Raw genomic sequence first — 24,577 nt, forward strand, 5'->3', positions numbered from 1 at the left:
GTGACCGAGTAAAATTTAAATCCAACGAAGTATAGGACAAAAAGACAAGCCGTTCCTAGCTACTGAAGCCTAGCGATTATATTTCTTACGACTTCCGCCATCATCTCCACCGACGCTATCTCGCAGTGCTCGTTTACGGAGTGAGGCGAGTGGATATTCGGGCCTATGGAGCAGGCTTGCAGCTCGGGCTGTTTTGCGACCAGTACGCCGCACTCAAGACCTGCGTGCACGGCAGCAAATTTGGCCTGCGGTTTTTGTTTTTGCAGTTCTTCGAGCACCAGATGCGCGAAGTCGCTGACGTGCGGCGCCCAGTTCGCCGAGCGATCGGTTACTTTGACCTCAAAGCCCAGCGCACTAGCCAAAGTGCTAGTCTCAAAGCCCAGATTTTCGAGCCCCTCTCGCTTCATCGCGCGTCCGAAAAAGTCAAACTCGATCACGCCCTCTTTTTGCTTAACGGTCGAGAGATTTATGCTTTCATTTACCATATTAAGCTCGGTGTCGTAGCTGCGCACGCCCTGGGCGAAGGAGTTGATTAGCGCTAAAATTTTGCCGCCATTTACCAACACGTCCGCTTCGCCCTCGCCTAGGCTCTTTACCCACGCTAGGCCGCGCTGCTTTGGCTCATGCGCACAGAGCGCCTTGCACACGGCATTTGCGGGGATCGAGTTGCTCCTCTCGCCAAAATCAAGGCTGATCAGCTCGCAGCCCTCCTCGGCGAGAAATTTCGCCAGCAGCTTCGTCGCGTTTGGGATATTTTTGTGTATTTCGTTGCCCGAATGCCCGCCGCTAAGCCCGGTGACGCCGATCTCGTAAATTTTACCGCTCTTTTTGACGCTCGCGGCGCCGATTTTTGCGCTCACGTTTATACCGCCGGCGCATCCTAGCGTCACGCGGTCGTCCTCTTCGCTGTCTAAATTTAGCAGATTGGGCGATAAAATTTTACCTTTAAAGGCGTTTGCGCCCACGAGCCCGACCTCCTCGTCGTTGGTAAATAGGCACTCCAAATTCGCAAACTCCCGCATCGCACCCATCATCATCGCCACGCCGATACCGTCGTCAGCGCCCAGAGTCGAGTTTTTCGCCCTTAGGATGCCGTTTTCTTCGATGAGCTGTAAATTCGGCGCCGCGCCCACGCAGACCATGTCGTAGTGGCTTTGCAGGCAAATTTTAGGCTCGCCCTTTACGGCATGGATGTTGCCCGCCTCATCGACGTTTACGCTAAAGCCCTGGGAGAGCGCAAAATCCGCTAAAAACTCCCTCATCTGCTCCGTTTCGCAGCTACAGTGCGGTATCTCGCACAGCTTCTTAAAATCGTTCATAACCTCGTTTTTTTGCATGTTTGCTCCTTAAATTTACTTAACTATCTCGCCCGTGTAGCCCGTCGTCGCCACCGCATCTAGCAGCTGCTTCTCGCTCACGCCTTCTTTCGTCTCGACGCGAGCGGTTTTGTCGTGCAGGCTAGCCTTGGCGCTGATGACGCCGTCAACGTTTAGCAGGGCTTTTCGCACCATCGCCGTACACAGCGGACAGTGCATCCCATCGACTTTGATGATGAAATTTTGATTTGCAAACGCCACGCTTGCAAGCAGTAAAATAGATAGAATTTTATTCATAAATTTTTCCTAAAACTTCGGGGTATGATAGCAGAATAATCACAAAAATAGCTAAAAAAACGTAGATGAAGATCCATTTTTTGCGGCGATTTGCGATATCGCAGGATTTTGGCTTTTTGAAAAAATAAAACGCGCTCGCCGCAAAACAGATCGCGGCAAGTGCGGTAAAATAGGGCCTCAGCTCAGTTAGGCTCTCTATGGCCTCAGAGCTTAGCAGGCTAAATGAAGCGCCGAAAATCAAAAATAAAAGCGCGGGCAGGCAGCAAAGAGTCGCCGCCAGCGCGCTTATTACCGACGCCAGAGCTAGCCAAAAGCCCTTCATTTGACCTCTTGAGACTTGTAGTCGTAGCTAAAATCTTTCGGAGAATAATAATTTAGCACGTTGTCGTCCACTTCGCCGTAAGGATAGCCGAAGTTATTTAGCGGGAATTCCGCAGGCTTCGGCGATAGCACGAAGTCGCGCGCGTCGTTAAAGCCGATCCAGCACATCTCCCAGTTGCCGAACAAAAACTCGCGGACTTTGGCGAGCTTGCTATCGTCGTTGCTTAGCTTCTCGCCTAGACGCACCTTCGCGACGTCTGCGGGATCGACCGGTATCCAGCCGTGTCCTTTTAGATAAAATTCCGCCCTGCAGTGCTGACCGCCCGAGATCGCTGCGAGCCCCTTCTCGTCGGCTTTTCCCATCTCGTTTGAAAATCTGCTCTGCCCTACTCTGATGCCGAAAATCTCGCGCGCAGGTATACCCACGGCGCGGCAAAGCCCTACGAATACGGAGTTTATGTCGGTGCATTTGCCCACCAGCTTGCCGCTCTCAAGTATCGCTTTTACGTCGCCCGTACCGCAGCCTAGGATGCTGTTGTCGCGCTGCATGGTGTTTGCCACCCACGTGTAGATCGCCTTCGCGCGCTCTAGATCGCCTTTTACGCCTTTAGTGATCTCCTCGGCTTTTTGCTTTACGATGCCGTCGTTTGGGATGTGCTGGGTCGGTTTTAGATAAAATTCCGTCTCAGGGCTTAGCTTTTCGTTCGGGTTAAATTCAACCTTGCTAAAATCTGTGTTTCGCTCGAAAGTCTCGACTCTAAATTTAACGCTAAGCGTCGGCTTTACCACCTCGGCGTAGTCCACGTAAAGCGTCGGGATCGCACCATAATTTACCGACGGATTAGCGAAATTGCCGTCAAATTTAATGTCGCTCACGCTTTGATACTCTCTGATGAACGGCAGCGGTATCCACAGCCTGGTTTTCTTGCCCGCCTCTAAAATTTCGTGATTTAGAGTTACGTCAAAAACCCTCTTGTTGCCCACGGTCTTGCTCTCTCCAAAAACGGTGCTCGGAGTTGCCATAACGGCGCCTAAAATCGCAGTGTTTCTTAAAAAATCGCGTCTTTGCATGAAATGCCTTGTATAAATAATAGTTGTCCCGCAACTCTTGGCAGTATTTTACTAAGAAAGGCTAAATTTGGCTTTAAACAGTGGTATTTTCGCGAGTCGTTTGGGCACCTTGCGATTTTAGAATTTGACTTGGCTAAATTTGGATAAATTTTTAAATTTTACGCACCGAGACCCGAGTCTTTACGATGCTAAATTTGGTTTTGTCAAATTTAACGCTGCGTACCAAATTTAATCTTTCTTGTTAAGGGGGAAGGGGCTTGAATTACGAAGTCACTCCCTTCCCCCTTAACGATCCCCCAACCCCTACGACGTGAGAGGTTGCTGCGCTTTGCGCAGGTTTATCTGGCGCTGTCACGTCACAAATTTAAATTTAGCATTTTCAAGGTGCGGGTCTCGGCGGATAAAATTTGCAAATTTGACTTCAAATTTGAGCGTAAAACGATAAGGCGAAGTATTTTGAGATGGATTTGAATGTTGTGCAGAAATTTTAAGTCAAGGCTAGACAAGTAGTCTGCCGCAGACTTAAAATTTCAAACTCATTCAAAGACGCTCAAAAGACAAGCCGTTATTTAAAAGCAACAAACGTCGCAAAATTCGCCCACCTAAACATACACTCCACATTTCTAAACCCCGCGCTAAGCGCCAAATTTCTATTTTCCGCTTCGGTGTATGGTATGAGCACGTTTTCTAGCGCCTCGCGTTTTTGCGCGATTTCGTAGCGCGAGTAGCCTTGTTCGAGCTTGTATTTTTCGTAAATTTCGATCATATTTTTGCTCAGCGTCTTGTCCTCAAAAATGAGCTTTTCGCTAAAAACAAACACGCCGCCGTCATTTAGCGCGCGGTAAATTTTAGCCACGAAATCCTGACGCTTAGGCGGGCGGATAAACTGTAGCGTATAGTTCATCAAAACGGCGCCCTGCGCGTCAAATTCGCACTCTAAAATGTCCGCTAGCTCAAGCTCGATCCTAGCGCCGTAGGCCTCTATCTTGGCGCGCGCGTTTTGCAACATGGCAGGCGCGTTATCTACGCCTTTTAGCGCGAGATCGCTTCTTTTGCGCCAAAGGGCTAGCAGCATCGAGGCGGTCGAGCAACCAAGGTCTATCGCGCTTGCGCCTTGCGGTAAAATTTGCGCTAAAAAATCGGCGATCAGCTTTTGAGAAGCCTCGTAATACGGCACCGAGCGCCCGATCATATCGTCAAACACCGACGCCACGCTCGCGTCAAATTCAAACTGCTTTTTTATCGGTTCTTTAAAGATTTCGTCCTTCACGCTTTGCTCCTTTTAGCATTTGCGCCGGCGATATAAAGGTCGCATACGCCGACGAACTCCATCGCCTGCTTGATGTCGATGTAAATTTGACGCTTTAGCTCCTCTAGGCTTGCAAATTTACGGTTATCGCGCAGCCGCTTGATAAAGCAAACCGCGACACTACCGGCATCCGCGATATTTTCGTTTAGCACGTGCGTCTCGACGCTAAAGTTGCCGTCCGTACTCACGCGGTTGCCGATAAAGGTAACCGAGCCGTATGTTTTGTTGCCGATGCGAGTTCTCGTCGCATATACGCCCTCGCGCGGCAAAAGGTAGCTTTTGACGTCCAAATTTAACGTCGGTACGAGCTCGCGCGAGCCGATGCCCTGCCCCTTTACCACGCGACCTTCGATTGAATATTCGCGCCCTAGCAAAAGGTTTGCCTTGTAGATCTCGCCTTGCTTGATGTACTCGCGTATGGCCGAGCTGTGCACGCCCATGCCCTCGAAGCAAAACTCGTCTACTATCTCTACTTCGCCGTCAAAAATGCGCGCTAAATCATACTTGTCCCACGCTCTGCCGCGACCGAATCTAAAATCAAAACCGACGACGATTTTTTGCAGATTTTTAAAATCCCGCTTCAAAAGCGCGATAAATTCCTCGCCGCTAAGCCCTTTGATCTCGTTAAAATCATACAAAAAGCACGGGTAGCGAGAGTATTCGGCGCGCTTTAGGCCGGGCGTGATGTTGGCCTTATTTTTATCGATCACGACCAGCCCGCCGTACTCGCCCAGGTGCTTTAAAAGCTCCTTGTGGCCGCGATGCACGCCGTCAAAGTGCCCGATCGCCACGGCCGTGATATTATCTTTTGTTAAAAGCGTAGAAAAATTCGGCATTTCCTTCCTTTCCTTTTACCTCGCATTCAAGCGTTTGGCGCATTATCCAACACAAATTTGCCGCCGCAAGCTCAAATTTTGCCCTCGCCTCGCGCACGGCTTTTGCGTCCGTTACGACCCCTTTTTTATTTCGTTTAGCGCTCCTGCCGACCTCAAACTGCGGCTTAAAAAGCAGGATAATGTCGCAGTTTTGGCCCGCTAGCGCGTCGATAGAGGGCAAAATTTCTTTAAGCGAGATGAAGCTCACGTCGCAGGTGATGAGATCAAATTTTCTCAAGGCGTTTTTTGGGGTGCTGGAGTCAGGCTCGGCGTCTTTGGCTTTCGGCGCTAAATTTGAGGACGCAAGAGCGTCTCCGCTTGGCTCATTTAAAAATACGTCTTGCTCGGCAAAATTTGGTTTACAGGGATTTAAATTCGGCTCGATTCGGGTTTTTAAATTTTGCTCTGAGCCATCAAATTTAGCGTCTTTGACCGAGCTTTGAAACCCTGCCGCAAACTCGCGCACGTCGGTATTTTCAGCCACTTTCACGCGCGAATCGGCTCGCAGGCTTTTATCCAGCTGCGAGCTGCCCACATCAAGCGCGGTGACACTTTTTACGCCGTTTTGAAGTAAAATTTGCACGAATCCGCCCGTGCTTGAGCCTACGTCTAGGGCGTTTTTATCTTTAATTTCTATCGGACAAGCCGCCAAAAAGCTTTTTAGCTTTAGCGCGCCGCGTCCGACGTAGATTTCGCCGACGAGCTCGATCTTTGCGCCGTTTGCGTTTAAATTTTGCTCGCCGATACGAGCTTTTTCACCCTCAGTTTGGGCTGCGTCCGTCAAATTTGCCTCGCGTAAATTTTTAGTTTCCGCTGCCGCACTCTTTTTGGCGCCGCCGTTTTTGCCGTCATTTAAATTTACGCTTACCATACCGTCTAAATTTAGTCCGTCCGAGCCGTCAAATTTATCAAATTCGCCCACCTCAAAGCTAGGTTTATAACAAATTTTGCCGTTTAGCAAAATTTTGCCGTTTTTTATGAGCTCGGCGGCTTTGTTTCGGCTGATATTTAGGCGGCTTGCGACAAATAGATCAAATCTCAATCATCCGCCTTAGCTCGTCTTCGGTTATCGTAGCGACGCCTAGCTCGCGTGCTTTATCCAGCTTGCTGCCCGCCTCATCGCCGTAAAGCACGAAGTCGGTTTTTTTACTTACCGAGCCGCTTACTTTCGCGCCGTTTGCTTCCAAAACCCTTTTAAATTCATCCCTGCTCTTGCTAAGCGTGCCCGTTATCACAAACGTTTTGCCGCTTATCGCGCTTTGCTTCGTCTCGTAAATTTGCGCTTGCGGGCTAACAAAACGCAAAATTTCATCCAAATTTTGCCTGTTTACCTGCATAAACTCCGCGTAACTCTCCGCCATCGCCTCGCCGAATCCTTCGATCGCGGCGACTTCGCCGTAACTTAGCTCGCGCCAGTTTTGCGGGTAAATTTGCGCTATCTTTTTGGCCGCTACCTCGCCGATATGCTCGATGCCAAGGCTTGCTATAAAGCTGTGTAGAGCGGGCCTTCGGCTAGCCTCGATAGCGCCGAGCAAATTTGCGATCTTTTTATCTTTAAAGCCCTCTAACCTCGCCAAATCCTGCGCCGTAAGCTCGTAAATGTCGGCGATTTTAGCGACCAAGCCCGCCTCAAAAAGCTGATTTACGATCGCTTCGCCCAGACCGTCGATATTTAGGCACTTTTTACTCGCAAAATGTATGAGCGAATTTATCACGCGAGCCTTGCACTCGAGGTTTTGACACTTGATAAAAACGCCCTCGTCTAGCAGCATAGACCCGCATACGGGACACTCGCGCGGCCTCTCTATCGGGGTTTGCGAGCCGTCTCTGCGCTGTTTAAAAACGCCCGTGATCTTGGGTATCACGTCGCCCGAGCGGATAATGCTGATAAAGTCGCCCTTTTGCACGCCTAGGCGCTCGATCTCGTCGAAGTTATGCAGCGTGGCGGACTTGATGGTCGCGCCGTCGATATTTACGGGCTCTAGCACGCCCACCGGAGTCACGACGCCGCTGCGTCCGACCTGAAACGCCACGTCAAGCAGCCGCGTGGTCTTTTCGATCGCGGGAAATTTATACGCGACCATAAATTTAGGAAATTTCTCCGTGTAGCCCAGCTCCTCGCTAGCCGCGATACTCTGCACGCGCACCACGAGGCCGTCCATCATAAATGGCTTACTATCTCGCTGCGCTACGAGCTGTTTATACGCATCCTCGATCTGCTCGGCGGTGCGGCAAATTTTAAAAAACTCCTCGCGCTCAAAGCCCTGCGAATAAATAAATTCCATCATCTGCGAGTAGGTTTCAAGGCTCAAATTTTGCTCGCCGTAGCCCCATGGCTTAAACCTTAGCCTGCGCGAGGCCGTTACCGCGCTATCTAGCTGGCGCAGACTGCCGGCGGCCGCATTTCTAGGATTTGATAGCTGCGGCTCGCCCCTTTGCGCGCGGGCGAAATTTATCTCGTCAAAGTCGTTTTTAGCGATCACGACTTCGCCGCGGATCTCGATCCTGCCGTTATAGGCGATTTGCAGCGGGATATTTTTGATGACTTTGGCGTTGCTAGTTACGTCCTCGCCCGTTATGCCGTCGCCGCGCGTGATAGCTCGCACCAGAGCGCCATTTTCGTAGAGTAAATTTAAGCTTGCGCCGTCAAATTTAGGCTGAAGCGCAAACTCCAGCCCCTCTTTGTCGCCGCGCTTTAGCCACGCTAGCAGCTCATCAAAACTAAAAATATCCTCCATCGACCACATACGAGCGCCGTGGCGAGCCTTGACAAAGCCTTCGCTAACCTCGCCGCCCACGCGCTTTGTCGGGCTAAATATCGAGATATCACCGGGATTTGCCCTCTCAAAATCAAGTACTTTATGATAAAGCCCGTCGTACTCCTCGTCGGTGGCTATAGGCGCGTCGTCGGTGTAGTAGGCCTTCGCCCACGCGTTTAGCGTATCGACTGCGGTTTCGTACTCTTTTTTCGTCATTTTTTACTCCGAATTTTGCGTATTTATTAAATTTAGCGCTGCATTAGCTCGCTAGCGTCGCACAAATGCACGTTCTCGTAAACCCTAGCTATCTCGTCTCTAACTCTCATCAGCGCAAATCCCAGTAAATTTTGTCCGCGCCACTTTGCCGGATTTTGCGCGTTTTGCTCGTTTGCGCTCATGCCTATGCCCCAAATTTTATCGTGAGGGCTAGCCTCGACTAAAATTTTATCTTTCGTAGAGAGCAAAAATTCGCGCAAATCCTCATTTTGGCTAAATTTTAAATAATTTGCGTTTAACGAGGCGCCAAATTTTATCTCGTCCCAAAAATCAGCGTCGAAGTCTCGCACCCGCCTGCCCAGGTCTTTCATCTTCTTTGGGTCTTTTGCGGCTAAAATTTTCTCTAAAATCTCCGTATCGCCGAAACATTCGGCCTTTTTAGCCGTCATGTATTGCTCGGCGCAAACGTATCTCTCGCTCTCGGTAAATACGGACGGATACCGCTGGCTTAGGCAGCTAGCGCCGATCTGGACTTCTTTTTGATGGCCCCAAAATAGCAAAAATTTGTCCGCCTTACCGGCGCCGTATCGCTTTTTGAGCCATTTTAGATCATATCTAGGCTCGCGCTCCCAAATGTCGATCAAAAAATCCTCGCCGTTTTCAATCAGCGCGCTCTCGTCCTCGCCCGCCGTATTGTTCCAGTATCCGCGCCATGTCGCAGGCTCTGGGAAAAGGCGCATATACTCGTGCCGCTTGTCTTCGCTAAGAGCCTTAAACCAATCGTTAAATTTAACCTTATAATCCTCGCCGTAGCCCATCCTCCAGCCGATGCTAAACGCTGAGATATGCGGAAATTTGATCCATAGCGGGGGCAATAGATTTTTCATTTTACCTCCTAGTTTTTGCAAATCGCCCAAATTTCGCCCTTAGCGTGCCTTAGCGCACCGCGAGCTTTCTCATCGCGTTTTCCAGTCTAAACATCTGCGCATGCTCGGCCACGTCGTGAGTGCGGATGATCTGCGCGCCGTTTCTAAAGGCCTCCAGATGCAGATAGAGGCTGCCGGGCAAGCGGTCTTTTATCTCGCTAGGACTATAAAAATTTATAACCGATTTTCTGCTAGCGCCCGCTAAGATCGGCAAACCAAAGCGCAAAAAATGCTCTAAATTTTTTATCAAAATCATATTTTGCTCCGCCGTCTTGCCAAAGCCGATTCCTACGTCTAGCACGATATCGCGGCATCCAAGATCCTGCGCCGCGGAGATCTTAGCCTCAAAAAACGCGTCTATCTCGCCTAGCAAATCATCATAATGCGGGTTATCTTGCATATTTTCGGGGCTATTTTGCATGTGCATGAGGCAGTAGCTCGCGCCGTACCGCGCCGCTAGAGCGCAGAGGCTAACGTCGCCCGTGATATCGTTTATCATCTTAAAGCCGTGATTTAGCGCGTATTCTAGGCAGTACGCATCAAAGCTATCTAGGCTAAATATCGCCTTTTCGTGCAAATTTAGGCGGTAAATTTCGGCGACGATCTTTTCCAGTCTGGCAAATTCGACCTCGCGTCCGACGTATTTGCTACCGGGCCGCGAGCTCACCGCACCCACGTCGATATACTCGGCACCCTGCTCGATCATCTCTTCGATGCGAGCTATGCCGCTTTTTTCGTTCACGCGGCTTGCAGCGTTAAAGCTATCTTCATTTACGTTTACGACGCCCATTATCTGCGCGCGCTGCGGTTTTTTAAACGGAGATTTTAAAAATTTAGCCAAATTTTTTAGCCCGAAATCCTGAGCGGCCTCTTTTTTGGCAAGCGCAAGAACTTGCGCATCGGTAGCCATTAAAAGCGCGACCGAATTTGCTCCGCCCAGAATCACGTCGCGGTTAGTCACGAGCTCCGCGCCCACGCTTAGCGCGTCTTGCTTTAGGATATTGGCCGCCGGCGAGCGCAAATCTTTAATCAAAAAAAAGTTGATCGCCGACTTTTTTTTCATCAAATTTCGCCCCTCGTCGCTAGGACGGATAATCTCGCAAATCTCGTTAAAATCAGTTTGCGGATTGATTTTAAAAATTTTCATCTAAACCCTTTTTCGTAAATCATAAGAAGTATCGGCGTAAGAAGCGCGTGGGTTTTGGTATTTAGCTCGGCTAGGCGCACAGCTTTGAAAAAATACTCAAGCTCTTCGGCGCTAAATTTGACCCCCTGCGCCGTAGCCTCCAGAGCTATGGCTGCGATTAGCTCTTTTAGGTCGTTTTTGCCGAGCTTTTCGGAGCGCTCGAGCGCTGATTTTTCATCGATAAACGCGCAAATTTCTTTTAGCTCCAGACGCTTGAAATCCAGTCCCGTTTTTTCGCGCTGCTTTTTTTCGAGTCTGTTTTCGGTAACTAGGCGCGAGCGAACGGTCGGCAGGAGCATATTTTTCGACTCGCAGGCTATGATAAAAAAGATATTTTTAGGCGGCTCTTCGATGATTTTTAGTAGAGAGTTTTGAGCCTCGACGCGGAAATTTTTAGCGCCTAAAACCAGTAGTTTGGGCTCGCTCTCCGCGATGTAGGCCTCGGCGGCGACCTCTTTTGCGTTTTCTAGCAAAAAGTCCTCGGCAAAAAAAAATCTAGCCGAATTTACGCCGTAAAGCCCTAAAATTTCCTCTTTTAAGGCTTCAAAATCGCTCGTGATTACGATTTTGCTTCGCATAGACTAAAGCGTTACTTTCGCAAATAAAGCGGCGTCTATGCTCTTATCAAAGAGCCTAAACAGCGACAAAAGCTTGATATCTAGCGCGCCGTCGGAGGAGCTAAGATAAAAGCTATTTTGCGCCTGCTCGTCAAAAAGCCACATGTAGCTATCGTCCTTGCCTTTGGCGATCTGCGAGCTTTTATCCGCGCTTTTGCCGACGTAAAAAAACACGTAACCGTTTGGAAAAGCAAGGCTAAGCATATCTAAAAGCAGCGAGACTTCCTCTTTTGAGCCGATATTTTCAAAAGAGGGATAAAGCGCCTTTAACGAGAAAAAAGGTAGCACCGGGCGAGCGTTCGTGGGTTTGTTTATATTTTTTAAAAAATACTCCTCAAACCAGCCGCGCTCGCTATCGGTTATCAAGATAAACGCACGCCCTTCTAGTAAAAATTTAAGCTTCGAGGCGAGCAAAGGCGTCCACTCGGTACGCCTCTCCTCCATCCAGCTCATCAGCGAGCCCTCCTCGCGAATGGCTTCTAGCGTCCATTTTATAAAATCGCTCATTTATCGAGTTTATAAGCTTCGTGTAGTGCACGAACGGCTAGCTCACCGTATTTTTGATCGACGATCATAGAGATTTTTATCTCGCTCGTGGAGATCATTTGGATATTTATACCTTCGTTTGCTAGCGTTTGAAAGGCTAGAGACGCCACTCCCGTGTGGCTTTTCATGCCTACGCCCACGACCGAGACCTTAACTATCTCGTCGTTGTATAAAATTTCTCTTGACGCGCTTAGTTTATCCATACACTCTTTTGCGACGTGAAGTTCGTTTTGCGGTACGGTAAAGCCAAGATTCGTCGTACCGTCTTGACCTACGTTTTGGATTATCATATCCACGTTTATGTTTTTTTCCGCAAGCGCGGTGAAAATTTCAGCCGCGATGCCCGGCTTATCGACCACGCCTCTTAAAGTTACTCTAGCTTGATTTTTATCTAGCGCGATACCGCTTACTAGCACTGCTTCCATACTCTCTTCCTTTGTTATTAGTGTTCCTTCGTTGTGATTAAAGCTGCTTCTGGTGACTAAATTTACGTTTAGCTTTTTAGCTAGCTCGACCGAGCGGTTTTGCAGCACCTTTGCGCCTAGGCTGGCAAGCTCTAGCATCTCGTCGTAGCTGATTTTATCTAGCTTTTTAGCCTTCGGTTCGATGCGAGGATCGGTGGTATAAACTCCGTCTACGTCGGTATAAATCTCGCAAAGATCCGCATTTAGCGCGCCTGCTATAGCTACTGCGCTAAGGTCGCTACCGCCTCGTCCCAGAGTCGTCGCGTCGCCCTTTTCGTCTATACCCTGAAAGCCCGCTACGACGACGATCTTGCCCGCCTTTAGCTCCTCCTTCATACGCTTAGTATCTATCGCCTCGATCCTAGCCTTGGTATGCACGCTATCTGTTATGATGCCTGCTAGCCTACCGCTTAGACCAACTGCGGGATAGCCTAAATTTATCAGCGCTATCGTTAAAAGCGCGCAGGTAACGCGCTCGCCGGAGCTAAGCAGCATATCCATCGCCACGCCATCGGGAGCTTTCGTATAATGCTCGGCGTACTCCACCAGCTGATTAGTCACGCCGCTCATAGCCGAGACCACGACTACGACGTCCGCTCCGCTTTTTTTAGCCTCTATCGCTCTAGCGGCGACGTTTTCTATCCGCTCAAGCGTCCCTACGCTCGTGCCGCCGTATTTTTGGACGATTAACATTAGATAAATCCTTTCTCTTTAAAGTAGCCGATAACCTTGCTATAAATCGGCTTTTTGAAGTGGTTTACGTCGCCTAAAACCTCGCTTGAGTTTATAAATTTATACTCGTTAAATTCGGGTTTTTTGGTATTTATATTTATCTTCGCGCTAGGACGCAGTCGAACTAGAAAATACTTTTGCGTCTGCCCGTCGAAATTATAAAATTTCCTACTCGTCGTGCCCTCGGGGAAGTCGTAGCTAAGCCACTGCGGATACTCGCTAAGCACGTCTATTTCGTCCGTGCCTATCTCCTCTTTTAGCTCTCTTTTTAGAGCTTCTTGCGGCGTCTCGCCCTCGTCTATGCCGCCCTGCGGGAACTGCCAGATACCCGTCATATCGCACCTTTGCGCGATAAATATCCTACAATCAAACGGGTAAGAAGGCGCGAGTATGACTGCCGCGACGTTTGGTCTATATTTTTTTTCCATATTTTTTCCGAGAATTTTTAATTGCGGATTTTAACGAAAAATAGTTAAGATATAGCTAAATATCGCGAGGTTAGCGGAAAAATTTGACGCTTAGGCTTAAAATTTTTATTTAAATTTTTAAACTACGAATTTTACTTCTTACAGCACATTGCGGCGCGGTAAAATTTGCGCGTTTTTGCTTGGTCATCCGTCAAATTTTACCGCCTTGATAGCTAAATTTGAGCCGCCTATTTTAGCTCCAGTATCGCCCGCACCTCTTCGTCGGTAAACAGACTCGCGCTTTCGTGTTTTTTGCGTTCAAGCGCGGTTTTGGATTCGGCGCGCGACGTCAAATTTTGCCCAGGCTCGTTAAAATCAAACAACGCAGCCTGCGCAAAATCATCTGAAACAGCCGCTTTTACGGCATCGTTTGAGGTAGCCGCTTTGCCAAATGGGGCCGTTTGAGTAGCTCCGCCAAACACGGAAGCTTCTTGCTTAGCGGTAGTTTGCGCGCCTCCAGCTAGAACCGCGGTTTTAGGCGCTTTGCTTAAAGAGCCGGTTTCCAAAATCGCCTTTTCCTCGCGACTTCTCTCTTGATACGACGCGACAGGCGGCCTGTCTTGTAAAATTTGCTCCTGCGCAAAAGCTATTTTTCGCTCGCTCTTAGGCATTAAATTTGTCTCAAATTCGGCACCGTTAATCGCCTGACGCACATTTGTAAATTTAGCGTTTTCATCAAATTTAACCGCCGTAGCCTCGCCGCTCTCGTCAAATTTATCGTCCTGCAAAAACAAAGATCCATCAGGCAAAAGCTCGTCCCGCTCGTCTTGCCGCGCAAAAAGCTCGCTTACGTTGATAGCGTCCGTGTTATCCGCGTCTTCGCCCGGCATCTCCTTGACGCTTTGCCTGATCTCCTCGATACCAGTTATTTGCAGGCCCGGCATCACGACCTTAAAGCTTTGCAAAATCGGCAAAAAAGAGCCGTCAAATCCGTCTAAAATCACTCGCATATTTAGCCTTTTAATTTTTTTCGAGCGATTTTATCAAATTTATCTTTTGAGCCGTTTTAAGCTCATCCAAAATCCGCTTATAACGAAAAATAGAACCGACGCCGAAGCTAAACAAAATATAAATTTACCGACCGCGCCCAAAAAATATCCCGAATGCAAGCTCAAAACCGCTTTATGAATCGCAAAAGGCCTTGGCATCGAGCTTTTGGCGTCGTCAAACCTCGCGTGTCTGATAATTTGCCCTTTGGCGGCGTTTATCGTCATCGTATTTACCTTATCGTCCTCTTCCAGTCCTTTGTCAAAGTAAAATATCATAAAATTTTCGCCATCTTCTTGCGTGATGACGTTAAAAAGCTCGTAATCCTCTCTATCTCGTTTAAAAATATCTATCGCGGCCTGTAAATTTGCTATCTTGCCCTCGTCCTCTAGCGAAAATCCTCGCACTTGCGTAAAGCTCTTTTTTCTAAAAATTTCTTTTTCGCCAAGCGCGTTATTTACGAGCTTTGCCGCCCAGTCGTACGACCAGTAAAGCCCCGTAACGCTCATAAAAGCCAAAAATAAACAAAGATAAACGCCCGCAAATCCGTGCAGGCTGTACAAAAACGCATAGCCTTTGGCCTTGATTTTTAAAGTAAACGCGCGCATAAATTTAGTTTTAAAACTAGGATAATAGATTATCAATCCAGATATAACCAAGATAACCAAAGCGATAGAGTAAACCGCGACGATATGCTTGCCTATAAGCCGCAACGTCTCGTTTTTGCTAAGTCCAAGGCCTAAGTTAGTATGCAAATTTAACATTAGTCCGATAAATTTATCGCCGAAATTTTCGCCCGTTATCTCGCCCGTGTATTGGTTTATAAAATACGACTTAAACTCGCCTTTAGCATTCGTGCCAGATACGCCTATAGCGTGATTTGCGTCCGAGTTAATCTTGTAGTAGCTAAGCGTAAAATTTGGTTCCCTAGCTTTAAAAATATCTAAAATTTCTCTCGCACTAAGCTCTTTTTCGCCTCGCTCGACGAAGGTTTTTTGCGAGTTTGCAAGGTCTATAATCTCGTCGTGATAGGATATGACCGCGCCGCTCAGAGCGACGATAAGCAGCGGCAAAACACAGGCTAGGCTTAAAATCAAATGAACGTTAAACCAAAATTTCTTTCTCTTTAAAAACGGCATCTTTCTCCTTAAATTTAAGCTCGAATTTTAAAAACCGATAGCAGGGCGGCGATCGCTACGCACCGCCCTGCTTAAATTCGGCTAAATTTAAAAATTTACGTTAAATCCGAGCCTATATTTAACCCCGTCGGCGATTAAAATTTCATAGCGTCCCGATTTTGTCGTTACGTATTCGTTAAAGATATTATAAACGCTAAAATTTACGCTCGCATTTTTAGTTAGCTTGTAGCTTGCGCCCGCGTCAAATAGCGTATAATCCTTTATCTCCTCGTCACCTGGTAGACCGTAAACGGCTCTGGTTTTGCCCAGATAGTTCATCTGCGTCCATAAATTTAGATCGGGCGTCATATCATAGTCAAGACCTATTTTTACGGTATGTACGGGTAGATTGTTTAGAGATTTACCCTCGTACGCGCCCGATTTTTGCTTTGATTTAGTATAAACGTAGCTTGAGTGCAGGGCTAAATTTGATAGGATCTGCCAGTCTGAAGCGAGCTCGACGCCCTTTACTTCGGCTTTGCCGATATTTACGCTTTCCCAGATGCCGCGCCTATAGGTCTTGCCGTTATGCACGCAAGGAACGCCCGGTCGCGCGACGCAAACGGGCTTCGTGCCTAGACCGTCTTTTATCCGCGTATAAAACGCCATCGCCGAGACGTTAAGGCTCTCGTCCCCGTACGCGACGCCGGCCTCGTAGTTTAGGCTGGATTCTGGTTTTAGGTCGCTTTTACCCAGCTGCGCTCCCATACCGCCGGCAAAAGGCAGAGCAAGCCCGTCGGTTCGCATCTTGATATCAGGCGTCGAGTAGCCTGCCGATACGCCGCCTTTTAGCGATAAATTTTCGCTTAGATGATACACGGCATATCCGCGCGGCGATACGTGTCCGCCGTAGTCTTTGTCGTGATTATACCTTAGACCCGCAGTTAGCGTGAGCGCGTCGGTTACGTCAAAATCGTCCTCGCCGTAGAGCGAAAAATCATATCTCTTTACGTTTGCGGCATCAGCCGTCGTTGCCTTTTCGTTTAACCTTTCTCTTCTGTATTCAGCCCCCAGACTTAGCGTATTGTTATCAAAAAAATACGTTCCCTTGGTATTTAGCGTCGTCGTTTTTAGCGTGAGATCTTGTTGTCCGCTTTCTTTCATATGATCGTGGGTTAAAAAGCTTTCAAGCATCAGTTTGTCGTATTTGCCCGTATGCGAGAGCGAGGCGGTATATCCGCTCATCTTTTCAAACGCGACGCTCGTATTATCGCCGGTAGCCCTTCTTAGCGTCTTGCCTTCGGTGCGCTCGTATTTATTTACTACGCGGCGTAGGTCCAGCGCTATCTCGTCGTTTTCGGTGGCGTTATACATGATTTTCGCGCCGAAATTTACGTCCTCGTTTTTGCGGTTCGTAAAGGCTCGCTCATCTTCGAATTTATGAAAATACCGTCCGTAAAGCGCGATGCCTAGCACGTCCGGGATCACTGCGCCGTTTGCGTAAAAGCCGGTTTGGTAGTCGTCGTTTATCCCGCTTTTGCCCGCAAGCGTGTAGTAGCCGTTTACGTTTCCGCTAAATTCGTTTGAAAAGCCCTTGGTGATGATGTTTATCACGCCTCCCATCGCATCCGAGCCGTATAGCGAACTCATCGGCCCTCGCACGATTTCGATACGCTCGATCGTGTTTGCCGGCGGGAGGAAATTTTGAGAGCTACCGACCGCGCGAAGCCCTCTATATGCGCTATCGCTGGTCGCAGGACGACCGTCTATTAAAATTTTAGTATATTTTTGACCAAGGCCTCTCATCGTGATACCGCGTCTGCTAGCCGCCCCCAGCGTCGCGCCGAAAACTCCCGGAGCGTCTTTTACGACGCTTTCTATATCTTGATGGTTGCGCCTGGCTATCTCTTTTTGCGAAATTACCGAAACGGAGGCAGGCGCGTCTTTGATATTTTGTTCAAAACCCGTCGCGCTAGTTACGGTAACTTCGTTTAGTTTTACTTCATCGGCCGCCTGCGCGCAAGATAGCGCTAGGCAAGCTAGCATAGAAATTTTAGGCATACTTTTCATCTTTAAACTCCTTATTTAAATTTAAACCCTATTTTACTATAATCAGATAATTATTATCAATACTTAGGCAAACGGTAGAGGTATTTTTATCAACGCTAAAAGGATAAAAGCAAATGAAGGTCGAATTTAAAGATATTTTACGAGCAAACGAACAAGAAATCGCGCAAAATTCGGCGCGCTACGGACAAAGCGCGTGGCAAGAGCAAGATAGAAAATGCAAGGTCGAGTTTTTTAAAGGCGCAAGCGGAGCAAGCTACTGCAGGAGCGAAATAATCTGCAACAAAAGCGTAAAAAGACGGCTTGAAAGGAGCACTGGCTACTGCTTTTTGCTCTTTAACGACGCAAGAGGGGACGCCGGACTTAAAGCGGGCAAAAAAACTTTTTGCCTAAAGGCCGGAGAGTTTTGGACGGGACGCGTGGATAGCGGATTTGAGGGCATTTGCGAGTATCAAAGCAGTAGCTACGCCGGACGATGCATCGTGCTAAAAAACGAGCTGGCCGGCGAGCTAGCGGCATTTAAAAATCTAGGCGAAGAAAACGAAATCTGCATCCAAACGGCTAAGATAAATTTAGCCCAAAGCCTGATTTTACGGGAGCTTTTAGCCGCGAGCGAGTTTGAGGGCAAGATGCGCGAAATATTTATGGAAGCTAAAATTTTAGAGCTAATCTACAAAAGCCTAGGCGCGCCCAAAACGCCAGAAACCGATGAAAAAAAGCACGATTTTAGCGACGAATACGTAAAAATTTTAAACAAAGCAAGGCAAATTCTACTAAGCGACGTCCAAAATCCGCCCAGCATAAAAGAGCTAGCCAGAGCGTGCGCGACGAATGAATTTAAACTAAAAACGGGCTTTAAAAGCTACTTTGGCGATACGATCTACGGGCTGCTAGCGACCGAGCGACTAAACGCGGCGAAAAAACTTTTAGAGAGCGGAGACGTCTGTGTAAGCGAAGCCGCAAAAATCGTCGGATACGCCAGCGCTCCGCACTTTGCAAAGATTTTTAGAGAAAAATTCGGCGTTTTGCCGACGCAAATTTTAAAACAAAAGAAATTTTATACGTAAATTTAACGCTCTTGCGGGGCTTTGGGGACAGCAAAGCTAAGGACAAATCTAAAGGTAATCATCACAATAAACCCCGTAAATTCGACAAGCAATAAAATATTTTAAGGCTCAAAGAAACTTAAACAGATTCTACCTTATCGATTTTAATACAATTATGATAGATTTCTTTTGTAACAAAATAGTAAATTTAGCAAATATAAAATACGTTTAAATTTTTGATAAATCGCAGAGCAACCAAATGACAAAAATTATAAAATTTACGCGGCTTAGCGCTCCTATTGTTTGATTAAAAACTTCTCTCCGTCAAATTTAAAGCTTTCATATTGGCTAGTAAGCTTGCCGTCCGGGTATTTGTCTGCGTAAACGGCCTTTAGCACCTTTAAAACGCCGTCTTTATATATGATAACTTTATCGTTATACCATTTTTCTTGGATGTCGTCGGTACCGTTTACGACTGAAAAATAATCAAAACCTACTCCGTAATAAGATTTGATACTGCCGTCGTCATAAACAAAAATTTTAGCTTGTTTTATACCATCCGTTTCAATGCGAAATGCTTTAACGACGCCTTCGGCTAGTTTGGAAGAAGCAGTAGCGATACTATAGACTAGATATAAACCATCCTTGACTTTGTAGATTTTATTTGCATAAGGTGCGCCTAGACTAAACCAGCTTAAACATGCGCACTCGCCTCCCCTGTCGCACTCTTTCATATACTCGTCAAAAAAATCCGCAACGTAGTTACGCTTTCCATCTGCAAACTGATAGACATTATAAAAAGACGCCATGCTTCCTCCGCCGGTAAATACCGAATATGCGCGAAATTTACCGTCATCAGATACCGCAATATGCGGTTTTTTACCTTTAGTATTTTGCAAAAATTTAAGCGTGTAATCGCCGCCTAATTTTAAAAACTCGGTCATTTTAGCTCTTAAGAGCATCTCATTTTCGCACGAACCGCTCCACCTCCAATCTAACCCCAAAAGCCCATTAAGCTCCTTACCCAATCTTTCCCGTTCTTCACCAAAAAGCAGACTTAAAACACAAAACAATATAAATAAAAATTTCATCTTTTTCCTTTTTAAACGGATTTTAGATATTTTATCAAAATTTACGCTAGAAAAATTATGGAAAACAGATATAGATGCGCTCAAATTTACCGCAAACCGGCGCAAAAGCCAAAACGCCAAAATATCAAACGCCGCGCGATAAAGCCGTAAAATCTGCTAAAATACGGCAAAAACAAAGGTCAAAATGCTTCTTTACGTCCACATCCCTTTTTGCGAGAGCAAATGCCCATACTGCGCCTTTGGCTCGGTGGTGGGCAAACGAAATTTAACGAGCGCGTATTTTGACGCGATGATTGCGGATTTTAGGGAGCAAATTTTAAAATTTGATGTAAAAAACGGCGAGATCGAGACGCTTTTCATCGGCGGAGGGACGCCAAGCGCCGTGGACGGGGGCTACTACGAGCGGCTATTTGAGACGGTCGCGCCATATCTAGCGGCAAACGCCGAGATCACGACGGAGGCAAATCCAAACTCTGCAAGCCAAAAGTGGCTATCACAGATGAAATCATACGGCGTAAATCGCGTGAGCTTCGGCGCTCAGAGCTTTTTTGAAGATAAGCTTAAATTTCTCGGGCGTATCCACGACGCGAGGCAGATCTACGAGGCTGTAGCAAACGCCAAAATGGCAGGGCTAGAAAATATAAACGTCGACCTCATCTACGGCACGAAGCTAGACACTAAAAAACTCCTCCAGCAAGAGGCGCAAAATGTCCGAAATCTAGGCGTTTCGCACGTTTCGGCGTATTCGCTAACGCTTGAGGAAAATACGCCATTTGCCGGTAAGATAACCTACGCAAAAGATAGTCCGAGGCTGGCTAAATTTATGATAGACCGCATCGAAGAAATCGGGCTAAAACAATACGAAATCTCAAATTTCGGTCAAATTTGCAAGCATAACCTGGGCTACTGGCAGGGCAAAAATTACCTTGCCCTGGGCGCTTACGCGGTCGGATTTTGGCGCGATCGCCGCTTTTATAACGCTTCAAATTTAAACGCTTACGTAAAAAATCCGCATGCTAAAAAAATAGAAAATTTAAGCGCGGACGAGCTAAATTTAGAGCGGATATTTTTAGGCGCTAGAAGTGTCGTCGGCATCGATCAAAACAGCCTAAACGCCGAGCAAGAGCAAAGAGCGCTGCTACTAAAAAAGAGCGGAAAATTAAAATTTAAAAACGGGCGATATTACGCCAAAAATTTCCTCACCGCGGATGAAATTTCTTTATTTATCGCGGGCTGATTTATGCGAATTTGAGATAAAAAACGATAAAATGAACGCTTTAAAATAAAATTTAGGATAAAAAAATGTTTGGCATGAGCTTACCCGAGATCATCGTCATAGCCGTCATCGCGGTATTATTTTTGGGGCCTGATAAGCTTCCTAGCGCGATGGTAGAGATAGCGAAATTTTTTAAAACCGTCAAAAAAACGGTCAATGACGCAAAAAGCAGTTTCGATCAAGAGATAAAAATCCAAGAACTCAAAGAGGACGCGAAAAAATACAAAGAGAGCATCGCAAAAACCACCGAAACGGTGCGAAAAAAGCTTACCTTTGAGGAGCTTGACGAGCTCAAAAAGGGCGTAAACGACGTCGCTAGCGGCGTCACGGACGGCCTAAACGACGTAAAAAAGAGCGTCGAAGCGGTCAAAAACCCGGGCGAAGCGGTCAAAAACGCCGTTTTAGGCGATAACGAGAAAAAAGAGGCGTAATGTTTGAAGAGCTAAAACCGCATTTAGTAGAACTAAGAAAAAGGCTTTTTATCAGCGTCTTATCGGTCATAGCGATGTTTATCGCGTGCTTTAGCTTTTGGAAACCGCTGCTAGCCGCGATGACCGCTCCGCTATCTAAAGTCCTGCCAGCAGGCAGCAACATTATCTTTACGCAGGTACAAGAGCCTTTTTTTACCGCGATGCAAGTGGCGTTTTTTGCAGGTTTGATACTCGCGCTACCGGTGATATTTTGGCAGCTTTGGCTCTTTGTCGCGCCCGGTCTTTACGATAACGAAAAAAAGCATGTTATTCCGTTTGTTGTTTCGGCTACTTTTATGTTTTTAGTCGGGGCGGCGTTTTGCTACTACGTCGTGATACCTATCGGCTTTGAGTTTCTCGTTACCTTCGGCGGGCAGTTATTTACCGCACTACCTAGCATAGGCGAATACGTCGGTTTTTTCACCAAGCTCCTAATAGCTTTCGGGCTAGCTTTCGAGCTTCCCGTTATCACATTTTTCCTTGCTAAACTCGGCCTGGTCGATGATAAGATGCTTAAAAACTCCTTCCGCTACGCCATCGTCGTGATTTTTATATTTGCCGCGATCATGACGCCTCCTGATATCCTCAGCCAGTTTTTGATGGCGGTGCCTCTCATCGGTCTTTACGGGCTTTCTATCTTTATAGCCGCCCGCGTAAATCCGGCTAAAAACGAAGAGCACGAGCAGGAAACCGACGAAGAAAAAGAGGACGAATAGTCATGAAAGCAAGTAGGCTAGCCAAATGAGTCGAATTTTAAACCAAAACTCGCTTGACGCCTACGACTACGAGCTACCGCCGGAGCTAATAGCCAATTTCCCGACCTTTCCCAAAGAGGACGCTAGACTACTAGTCTATGAGCGAGCTAGCGAAAAAATCTCACATCTAAAATTCGGCGATTTGCCAGAAATTTTACCGCCTTGCGATATTATCTTTAACGACACAAAGGTGGTAAAAGCTAGAATTTTCGGCAAAAAAGATAGCGGCGGCGAGACGGAGCTTTTGCTAAACTCTCCACTTGCGGACGGTAAATTTAGCGTCTATATAAAAGGCAAGGTCCGCGCGGGCAGCGTTTTAAATTTCGACCGAAATTTAACCGCCGAGGTCTGCGAGCTCTTTGAGGACGGCTCTCGCACGGTCAAATTTAGCCAAAACGGCGAGTATTTGGACGCAGCCGCGCTTTATAGAGTCCTATCTCACATCGGTCACGTGCCTCTACCGCCCTACATCAAACGAAGCGACACCGAGGATGATGAAAGCTGGTATCAAAGCGTGTTTGCCAAAAACGAAGGCGCGGTGGCGGCTCCGACGGCGAGCTTGCACTTTAGCGACGAGATGATCGCGCGCCTAGCCAAAAACCGGGAGATAGCCTATCTCACGCTGCACGTGGGCGCGGGGACGTTTAAGGGCGTAGAGAGCGAGGATATCACGCAGCACAAGATGCACGCGGAGTTTTACAACATCCCGCAAGATACGCAAAATTTGATAAACTCAAACAGACCCATCCTAGGCGTAGGCACGACGGTGACGCGCTGCGTGGAGGAGTTTGCTAGAAGCGGCAAGTCTAGCGGCGAGTGCAAATTGTTTTTAAATTTAAACAACAAACCCATCCGCCAAAACTACCTGCTTACGAATTTTCATCTACCAAAATCAACGCTAATTATGCTCGTTACAAGCTTTGTCGGACTTGATCAGACTATGCGGATTTACAAAACCGCCGTGGAACAAAAGTACAAATTTTACTCCTACGGCGACGCGATGCTGGTTATTTAAAGGGGCGACGATGAGCTTTTTAGGCGCATTTTTGATCTCACTCGCCTTTTACGCCGCGCTATGCGTCGGATATTTTTTATACGCTAGGACGCGTAGGCAAAAGCGAAATTTCATCGAATTTGCCCCTTTGCAAAAAACGTACAAACTACAAAACTCCGATAAAAACCCTTGCAAAATCGATATCGCGGGAGGTTTGGTATTTCTAGCCTCGTCGCTAAACGAAGATGCGGCAAAAAATCGCAACCGAGTGATTTTTGATTACGACATTGCGTATCCGCGCATATTTTATGCGGATATAGACGCCCTAGCTAAGCTTATAGACGCGCTAGCGCAGATATTTTTAAAAAGCGTCTCGGACTCGACCGTAACGATAAAATTTTTACTTTCAAATTACTATAAAGATAACGTCAAATTTACGATCAGCGCGACATCCAAGACCAATTTTTTCGTAAATAAAAATCCTTGCGCCATACATATAAATATGTCGAAAAAAAGCCGTAAATTTTACCGACTAGCGCAAGCTCTCGCCCGTAAAAACGGCTCTGATATCTGGTTTGAGTTTGGAAACGCGGTTCGCATAAGCACCGAAATATCGCTCAAAATATCAAGCCGAAAGCTTGACGCCGTGAAAAATATAAAAATAAAAAATCCCAAAAATTTCATCGCCCTCATAGCTCATCCGGACGCTAGCGCCTTTTACGCATTGAAAAAGGATCTCGATTTTATCGGCATCGACGTCAAGCCATGCCGCGAATGGGACGTCGTAAAACGCCACGTGCGGGATATGATTTTTCGCCCGGATGTCGTTTTTATCGACGAGAGCTTATTGCAAAGCATAGACGAGTCGCTACAAAACGATATCGCAGAGAAAAAAATCGCTCTTGTCGTGCTTAAAAATACGAGCGCGCAGACAAGCCTAAATCCAAAAATACGCGCCCTGTCGCTGCCGCAGCCATATTTGCCGGATATGCTCGTGCGCGTCTTAAACGAAGCTTACGAATCTAAGACGCAAAACGGGGATAAAATTTAGCTTTTTGAAATTTTACTAGCATTTTTAAAGCTCGTTAAACCGCCCTGCTTCGTTTTATGATGTCAAATTTAATCCAAAATCGCTACCTCAAAATGATATAATAAGCCCAAACAACAGAGGCTAAAATGAATAAAATAACCTGCGTCTGCCTAGGCGTACGAAGCATGCAAAGGGCGCTGAAATTTTACAGAGACGGCCTAGGTTACGGGACAGACTATAAAGACGACGACTAGCAGCGTGCTTTTAACTCCAGTGGCTAAATTTGAGCTCTACCCTCCCCCTTTTTTTGGCGTGTCGGCGCGAGATATCAACGAGAACGATCTGCCCAGAGGCAGCGGATTTGGCGGCATCACGCTAGCCTACAACGTAAAAAAACAAAGAGGACGCGGGTAGCGTCATAGAGCTAGCAAAAAAGGTGGGCCACGCCGTCGTCAAGGAGCCCCAAGATACGTTTTGGGGCGGATATCACGCGTATTTTGCCGATCCGGACGGATACTACCAGGAGGTGGCTTGGGGGCCCAGTTTTAAATTTGACGAGGACAGGCTGCGCAAATTTAACTAGTTGCGGCGTCAGAGCACTTTTATTTTAGCCGCTTAACCGCCGCAAAAAGGCAAAATCA

Annotated in this window: 27 protein-coding genes and 1 pseudogene; 9 read left to right on the plus strand and 19 right to left on the minus strand. The window is 47.2% G+C overall.

Annotated elements, in window-relative coordinates; genetic code table 11:
- Positions 1–59 precede the first annotated feature (59 nt).
- From Q0218_RS03810 to Q0218_RS03895, 18 genes and pseudogenes are all read right to left on the minus strand, one after another.
- Positions 60–1,337: a M20/M25/M40 family metallo-hydrolase gene (locus Q0218_RS03810; protein ID WP_297966351.1), complete on the minus strand. Its 1,278-nt coding sequence runs from the start codon at positions 1,335–1,337 to the stop codon at positions 60–62.
- Between the two features lie 15 nt (positions 1,338–1,352).
- Positions 1,353–1,613: a cation transporter gene (locus Q0218_RS03815; protein WP_297966353.1), complete on the minus strand. Its 261-nt coding sequence runs from the start codon at positions 1,611–1,613 to the stop codon at positions 1,353–1,355.
- A complete protein-coding gene (locus Q0218_RS03820; protein ID WP_297966355.1) occupies positions 1,606–1,935 on the minus strand; it encodes an aryl sulfotransferase in 330 nt (109 codons plus the stop codon). The genes Q0218_RS03815 and Q0218_RS03820 overlap by 8 nt, the downstream gene beginning before the upstream one ends.
- On the minus strand, positions 1,932–3,005 hold the full coding sequence (locus Q0218_RS03825; RefSeq protein WP_297966357.1) for a transglutaminase domain-containing protein: 1,074 nt from the start codon (positions 3,003–3,005) through the stop codon (positions 1,932–1,934). The genes Q0218_RS03820 and Q0218_RS03825 overlap by 4 nt, the downstream gene beginning before the upstream one ends.
- 565 nt (positions 3,006–3,570) lie before the next feature.
- Positions 3,571–4,275, minus strand: a complete 705-nt coding sequence (gene cmoA / locus Q0218_RS03830) for a carboxy-S-adenosyl-L-methionine synthase CmoA (RefSeq protein WP_297966359.1) — start codon at positions 4,273–4,275, stop codon at positions 3,571–3,573.
- Positions 4,272–5,150 carry a bifunctional riboflavin kinase/FAD synthetase gene (locus Q0218_RS03835; RefSeq protein WP_297966360.1) on the minus strand — a complete coding sequence of 293 codons (879 nt, stop codon included), beginning with the start codon at positions 5,148–5,150 and terminating at the stop codon, positions 4,272–4,274. Before Q0218_RS03835 ends, cmoA begins: the two co-directional genes overlap by 4 nt.
- Positions 5,116–6,060 (minus strand): SAM-dependent methyltransferase, encoded by a 945-nt coding sequence (locus Q0218_RS03840; RefSeq protein WP_297966437.1) that lies wholly within the window; start codon positions 6,058–6,060, stop codon positions 5,116–5,118. Before Q0218_RS03840 ends, Q0218_RS03835 begins: the two co-directional genes overlap by 35 nt.
- Before the next feature lie 48 nt (positions 6,061–6,108).
- Positions 6,109–6,231, minus strand: a pseudogene (locus Q0218_RS03845) (S4 domain-containing protein); the annotation flags it as partial.
- Positions 6,221–8,164 carry an NAD-dependent DNA ligase LigA gene (ligA, locus tag Q0218_RS03850; protein ID WP_297966362.1) on the minus strand — a complete coding sequence of 648 codons (1,944 nt, stop codon included), beginning with the start codon at positions 8,162–8,164 and terminating at the stop codon, positions 6,221–6,223. The pseudogene Q0218_RS03845 and the gene ligA, both read right to left, overlap by 11 nt.
- Positions 8,165–8,196: 32 nt before the next feature.
- Positions 8,197–9,051 carry an NADAR family protein gene (locus Q0218_RS03855; RefSeq protein ID WP_297966364.1) on the minus strand — a complete coding sequence of 285 codons (855 nt, stop codon included), beginning with the start codon at positions 9,049–9,051 and terminating at the stop codon, positions 8,197–8,199.
- A 49-nt stretch (positions 9,052–9,100) separates the two neighbouring features.
- Entirely contained in the window at positions 9,101–10,237 is a 1,137-nt protein-coding gene (gene folP / locus Q0218_RS03860; RefSeq protein ID WP_297966366.1) for a dihydropteroate synthase, read from the minus strand.
- Positions 10,234–10,854 carry a DNA polymerase III subunit delta' gene (locus tag Q0218_RS03865; protein ID WP_297966368.1) on the minus strand — a complete coding sequence of 207 codons (621 nt, stop codon included), beginning with the start codon at positions 10,852–10,854 and terminating at the stop codon, positions 10,234–10,236. The genes folP and Q0218_RS03865 overlap by 4 nt, the downstream gene beginning before the upstream one ends.
- Positions 10,855–10,857: 3 nt before the next feature.
- Positions 10,858–11,400, minus strand: coding sequence for a HobA family DNA replication regulator (locus tag Q0218_RS03870; protein WP_297966370.1), 543 nt, complete (start codon positions 11,398–11,400; stop codon positions 10,858–10,860).
- Positions 11,397–12,596: an aspartate kinase gene (locus Q0218_RS03875; protein WP_297966372.1), complete on the minus strand. Its 1,200-nt coding sequence runs from the start codon at positions 12,594–12,596 to the stop codon at positions 11,397–11,399. Before Q0218_RS03875 ends, Q0218_RS03870 begins: the two co-directional genes overlap by 4 nt.
- A complete protein-coding gene (locus Q0218_RS03880; RefSeq protein ID WP_295140599.1) occupies positions 12,596–13,063 on the minus strand; it encodes an RNA pyrophosphohydrolase in 468 nt (155 codons plus the stop codon). The genes Q0218_RS03875 and Q0218_RS03880 overlap by 1 nt, the downstream gene beginning before the upstream one ends.
- Before the next feature lie 227 nt (positions 13,064–13,290).
- Complete coding sequence (locus Q0218_RS03885) at positions 13,291–14,052, minus strand: hypothetical protein (protein ID WP_297966374.1); 762 nt, start codon at positions 14,050–14,052, stop codon at positions 13,291–13,293.
- Positions 14,053–14,091: 39 nt separating this feature from the next.
- The gene (locus tag Q0218_RS03890) at positions 14,092–15,228 is read right to left on the minus strand and encodes a PepSY-associated TM helix domain-containing protein (protein ID WP_297966376.1); all 1,137 of its coding nucleotides are present in this window, start codon (positions 15,226–15,228) and stop codon (positions 14,092–14,094) included.
- Positions 15,229–15,315: 87 nt separating this feature from the next.
- Positions 15,316–17,277, minus strand: coding sequence for a TonB-dependent receptor (locus Q0218_RS03895; RefSeq protein ID WP_297966378.1), 1,962 nt, complete (start codon positions 17,275–17,277; stop codon positions 15,316–15,318).
- Between the two features lie 113 nt (positions 17,278–17,390).
- Here Q0218_RS03895 and Q0218_RS03900 point away from each other — a divergent pair, with 113 nt between their 5' ends.
- On the plus strand, positions 17,391–18,341 hold the full coding sequence (locus Q0218_RS03900; RefSeq protein ID WP_297966380.1) for an AraC family transcriptional regulator: 951 nt from the start codon (positions 17,391–17,393) through the stop codon (positions 18,339–18,341).
- A 275-nt stretch (positions 18,342–18,616) separates the two neighbouring features.
- Here the strand turns inward: Q0218_RS03900 and Q0218_RS03905 are convergent, their stop codons facing one another.
- Complete coding sequence (locus tag Q0218_RS03905) at positions 18,617–19,264, minus strand: hypothetical protein (RefSeq protein ID WP_297966382.1); 648 nt, start codon at positions 19,262–19,264, stop codon at positions 18,617–18,619.
- A gap of 331 nt (positions 19,265–19,595) precedes the next feature.
- Between Q0218_RS03905 and hemW the strand changes: the two genes are divergently transcribed.
- The 8 genes from hemW (at position 19,596) to Q0218_RS03945 (ending at position 24,519) form a co-directional block, all read left to right on the plus strand.
- Entirely contained in the window at positions 19,596–20,648 is a 1,053-nt protein-coding gene (hemW, locus tag Q0218_RS03910) for a radical SAM family heme chaperone HemW (RefSeq protein WP_297966385.1), read from the plus strand.
- Between the two features lie 65 nt (positions 20,649–20,713).
- A complete protein-coding gene (gene tatB, locus Q0218_RS03915) occupies positions 20,714–21,118 on the plus strand; it encodes a Sec-independent protein translocase protein TatB (RefSeq protein WP_297966387.1) in 405 nt (134 codons plus the stop codon).
- Positions 21,118–21,873 carry a twin-arginine translocase subunit TatC gene (gene tatC / locus Q0218_RS03920; RefSeq protein ID WP_297966389.1) on the plus strand — a complete coding sequence of 252 codons (756 nt, stop codon included), beginning with the start codon at positions 21,118–21,120 and terminating at the stop codon, positions 21,871–21,873. The genes tatB and tatC overlap by 1 nt, the downstream gene beginning before the upstream one ends.
- Positions 21,874–21,898: 25 nt before the next feature.
- On the plus strand, positions 21,899–22,927 hold the full coding sequence (gene queA / locus Q0218_RS03925) for a tRNA preQ1(34) S-adenosylmethionine ribosyltransferase-isomerase QueA (RefSeq protein ID WP_297966391.1): 1,029 nt from the start codon (positions 21,899–21,901) through the stop codon (positions 22,925–22,927).
- Positions 22,928–22,937: 10 nt separating this feature from the next.
- Positions 22,938–23,957, plus strand: coding sequence for a hypothetical protein (locus Q0218_RS03930; protein ID WP_297966424.1), 1,020 nt, complete (start codon positions 22,938–22,940; stop codon positions 23,955–23,957).
- A gap of 125 nt (positions 23,958–24,082) precedes the next feature.
- Positions 24,083–24,190 (plus strand): VOC family protein, encoded by a 108-nt coding sequence (locus Q0218_RS03935; protein ID WP_297966427.1) that lies wholly within the window; start codon positions 24,083–24,085, stop codon positions 24,188–24,190.
- 4 nt (positions 24,191–24,194) lie between these two features.
- A complete protein-coding gene (locus Q0218_RS03940) occupies positions 24,195–24,350 on the plus strand; it encodes a hypothetical protein (protein WP_297966431.1) in 156 nt (51 codons plus the stop codon).
- Between the two features lie 22 nt (positions 24,351–24,372).
- A complete protein-coding gene (locus Q0218_RS03945) occupies positions 24,373–24,519 on the plus strand; it encodes a hypothetical protein (RefSeq protein ID WP_297966434.1) in 147 nt (48 codons plus the stop codon).
- Positions 24,520–24,577 lie beyond the last annotated feature (58 nt).

Origin of the sequence: uncultured Campylobacter sp. (genome assembly GCF_938039245.1) — a bacterium.
In the GTDB taxonomy this organism is placed as follows: Bacteria; Campylobacterota; Campylobacteria; order Campylobacterales; family Campylobacteraceae; genus Campylobacter_A.

Coding starts and splice junctions, on each gene's coding strand:
- Q0218_RS03885 (WP_297966374.1), bottom strand. CDS start 14,052: ATGCGAGTGATTTTAGACGGATTTGACGGCTCTTTTTTGCCGATTTTG.
- Q0218_RS03890 (WP_297966376.1), bottom strand. CDS start 15,228: ATGCCGTTTTTAAAGAGAAAGAAATTTTGGTTTAACGTTCATTTGATT.
- Q0218_RS03835 (WP_297966360.1), bottom strand. CDS start 5,150: ATGCCGAATTTTTCTACGCTTTTAACAAAAGATAATATCACGGCCGTG.
- tatB (WP_297966387.1), top strand. CDS start 20,714: ATGTTTGGCATGAGCTTACCCGAGATCATCGTCATAGCCGTCATCGCG.
- Q0218_RS03865 (WP_297966368.1), bottom strand. CDS start 10,854: ATGCGAAGCAAAATCGTAATCACGAGCGATTTTGAAGCCTTAAAAGAG.
- Q0218_RS03820 (WP_297966355.1), bottom strand. CDS start 1,935: ATGAAGGGCTTTTGGCTAGCTCTGGCGTCGGTAATAAGCGCGCTGGCG.
- Q0218_RS03895 (WP_297966378.1), bottom strand. CDS start 17,277: ATGAAAAGTATGCCTAAAATTTCTATGCTAGCTTGCCTAGCGCTATCT.
- folP (WP_297966366.1), bottom strand. CDS start 10,237: ATGAAAATTTTTAAAATCAATCCGCAAACTGATTTTAACGAGATTTGC.
- Q0218_RS03900 (WP_297966380.1), top strand. CDS start 17,391: ATGAAGGTCGAATTTAAAGATATTTTACGAGCAAACGAACAAGAAATC.
- tatC (WP_297966389.1), top strand. CDS start 21,118: ATGTTTGAAGAGCTAAAACCGCATTTAGTAGAACTAAGAAAAAGGCTT.
- Q0218_RS03815 (WP_297966353.1), bottom strand. CDS start 1,613: ATGAATAAAATTCTATCTATTTTACTGCTTGCAAGCGTGGCGTTTGCA.
- Q0218_RS03930 (WP_297966424.1), top strand. CDS start 22,938: ATGAGCTTTTTAGGCGCATTTTTGATCTCACTCGCCTTTTACGCCGCG.
- Q0218_RS03880 (WP_295140599.1), bottom strand. CDS start 13,063: ATGGAAAAAAAATATAGACCAAACGTCGCGGCAGTCATACTCGCGCCT.
- Q0218_RS03840 (WP_297966437.1), bottom strand. CDS start 6,060: ATGGTAAGCGTAAATTTAAATGACGGCAAAAACGGCGGCGCCAAAAAG.
- Q0218_RS03935 (WP_297966427.1), top strand. CDS start 24,083: ATGAATAAAATAACCTGCGTCTGCCTAGGCGTACGAAGCATGCAAAGG.
- Q0218_RS03825 (WP_297966357.1), bottom strand. CDS start 3,005: ATGCAAAGACGCGATTTTTTAAGAAACACTGCGATTTTAGGCGCCGTT.
- Q0218_RS03855 (WP_297966364.1), bottom strand. CDS start 9,051: ATGAAAAATCTATTGCCCCCGCTATGGATCAAATTTCCGCATATCTCA.
- queA (WP_297966391.1), top strand. CDS start 21,899: ATGAGTCGAATTTTAAACCAAAACTCGCTTGACGCCTACGACTACGAG.
- Q0218_RS03905 (WP_297966382.1), bottom strand. CDS start 19,264: ATGACCGAGTTTTTAAAATTAGGCGGCGATTACACGCTTAAATTTTTG.
- hemW (WP_297966385.1), top strand. CDS start 19,596: ATGCTTCTTTACGTCCACATCCCTTTTTGCGAGAGCAAATGCCCATAC.
- Q0218_RS03870 (WP_297966370.1), bottom strand. CDS start 11,400: ATGAGCGATTTTATAAAATGGACGCTAGAAGCCATTCGCGAGGAGGGC.
- ligA (WP_297966362.1), bottom strand. CDS start 8,164: ATGACGAAAAAAGAGTACGAAACCGCAGTCGATACGCTAAACGCGTGG.
- Q0218_RS03875 (WP_297966372.1), bottom strand. CDS start 12,596: ATGTTAATCGTCCAAAAATACGGCGGCACGAGCGTAGGGACGCTTGAG.
- Q0218_RS03810 (WP_297966351.1), bottom strand. CDS start 1,337: ATGCAAAAAAACGAGGTTATGAACGATTTTAAGAAGCTGTGCGAGATA.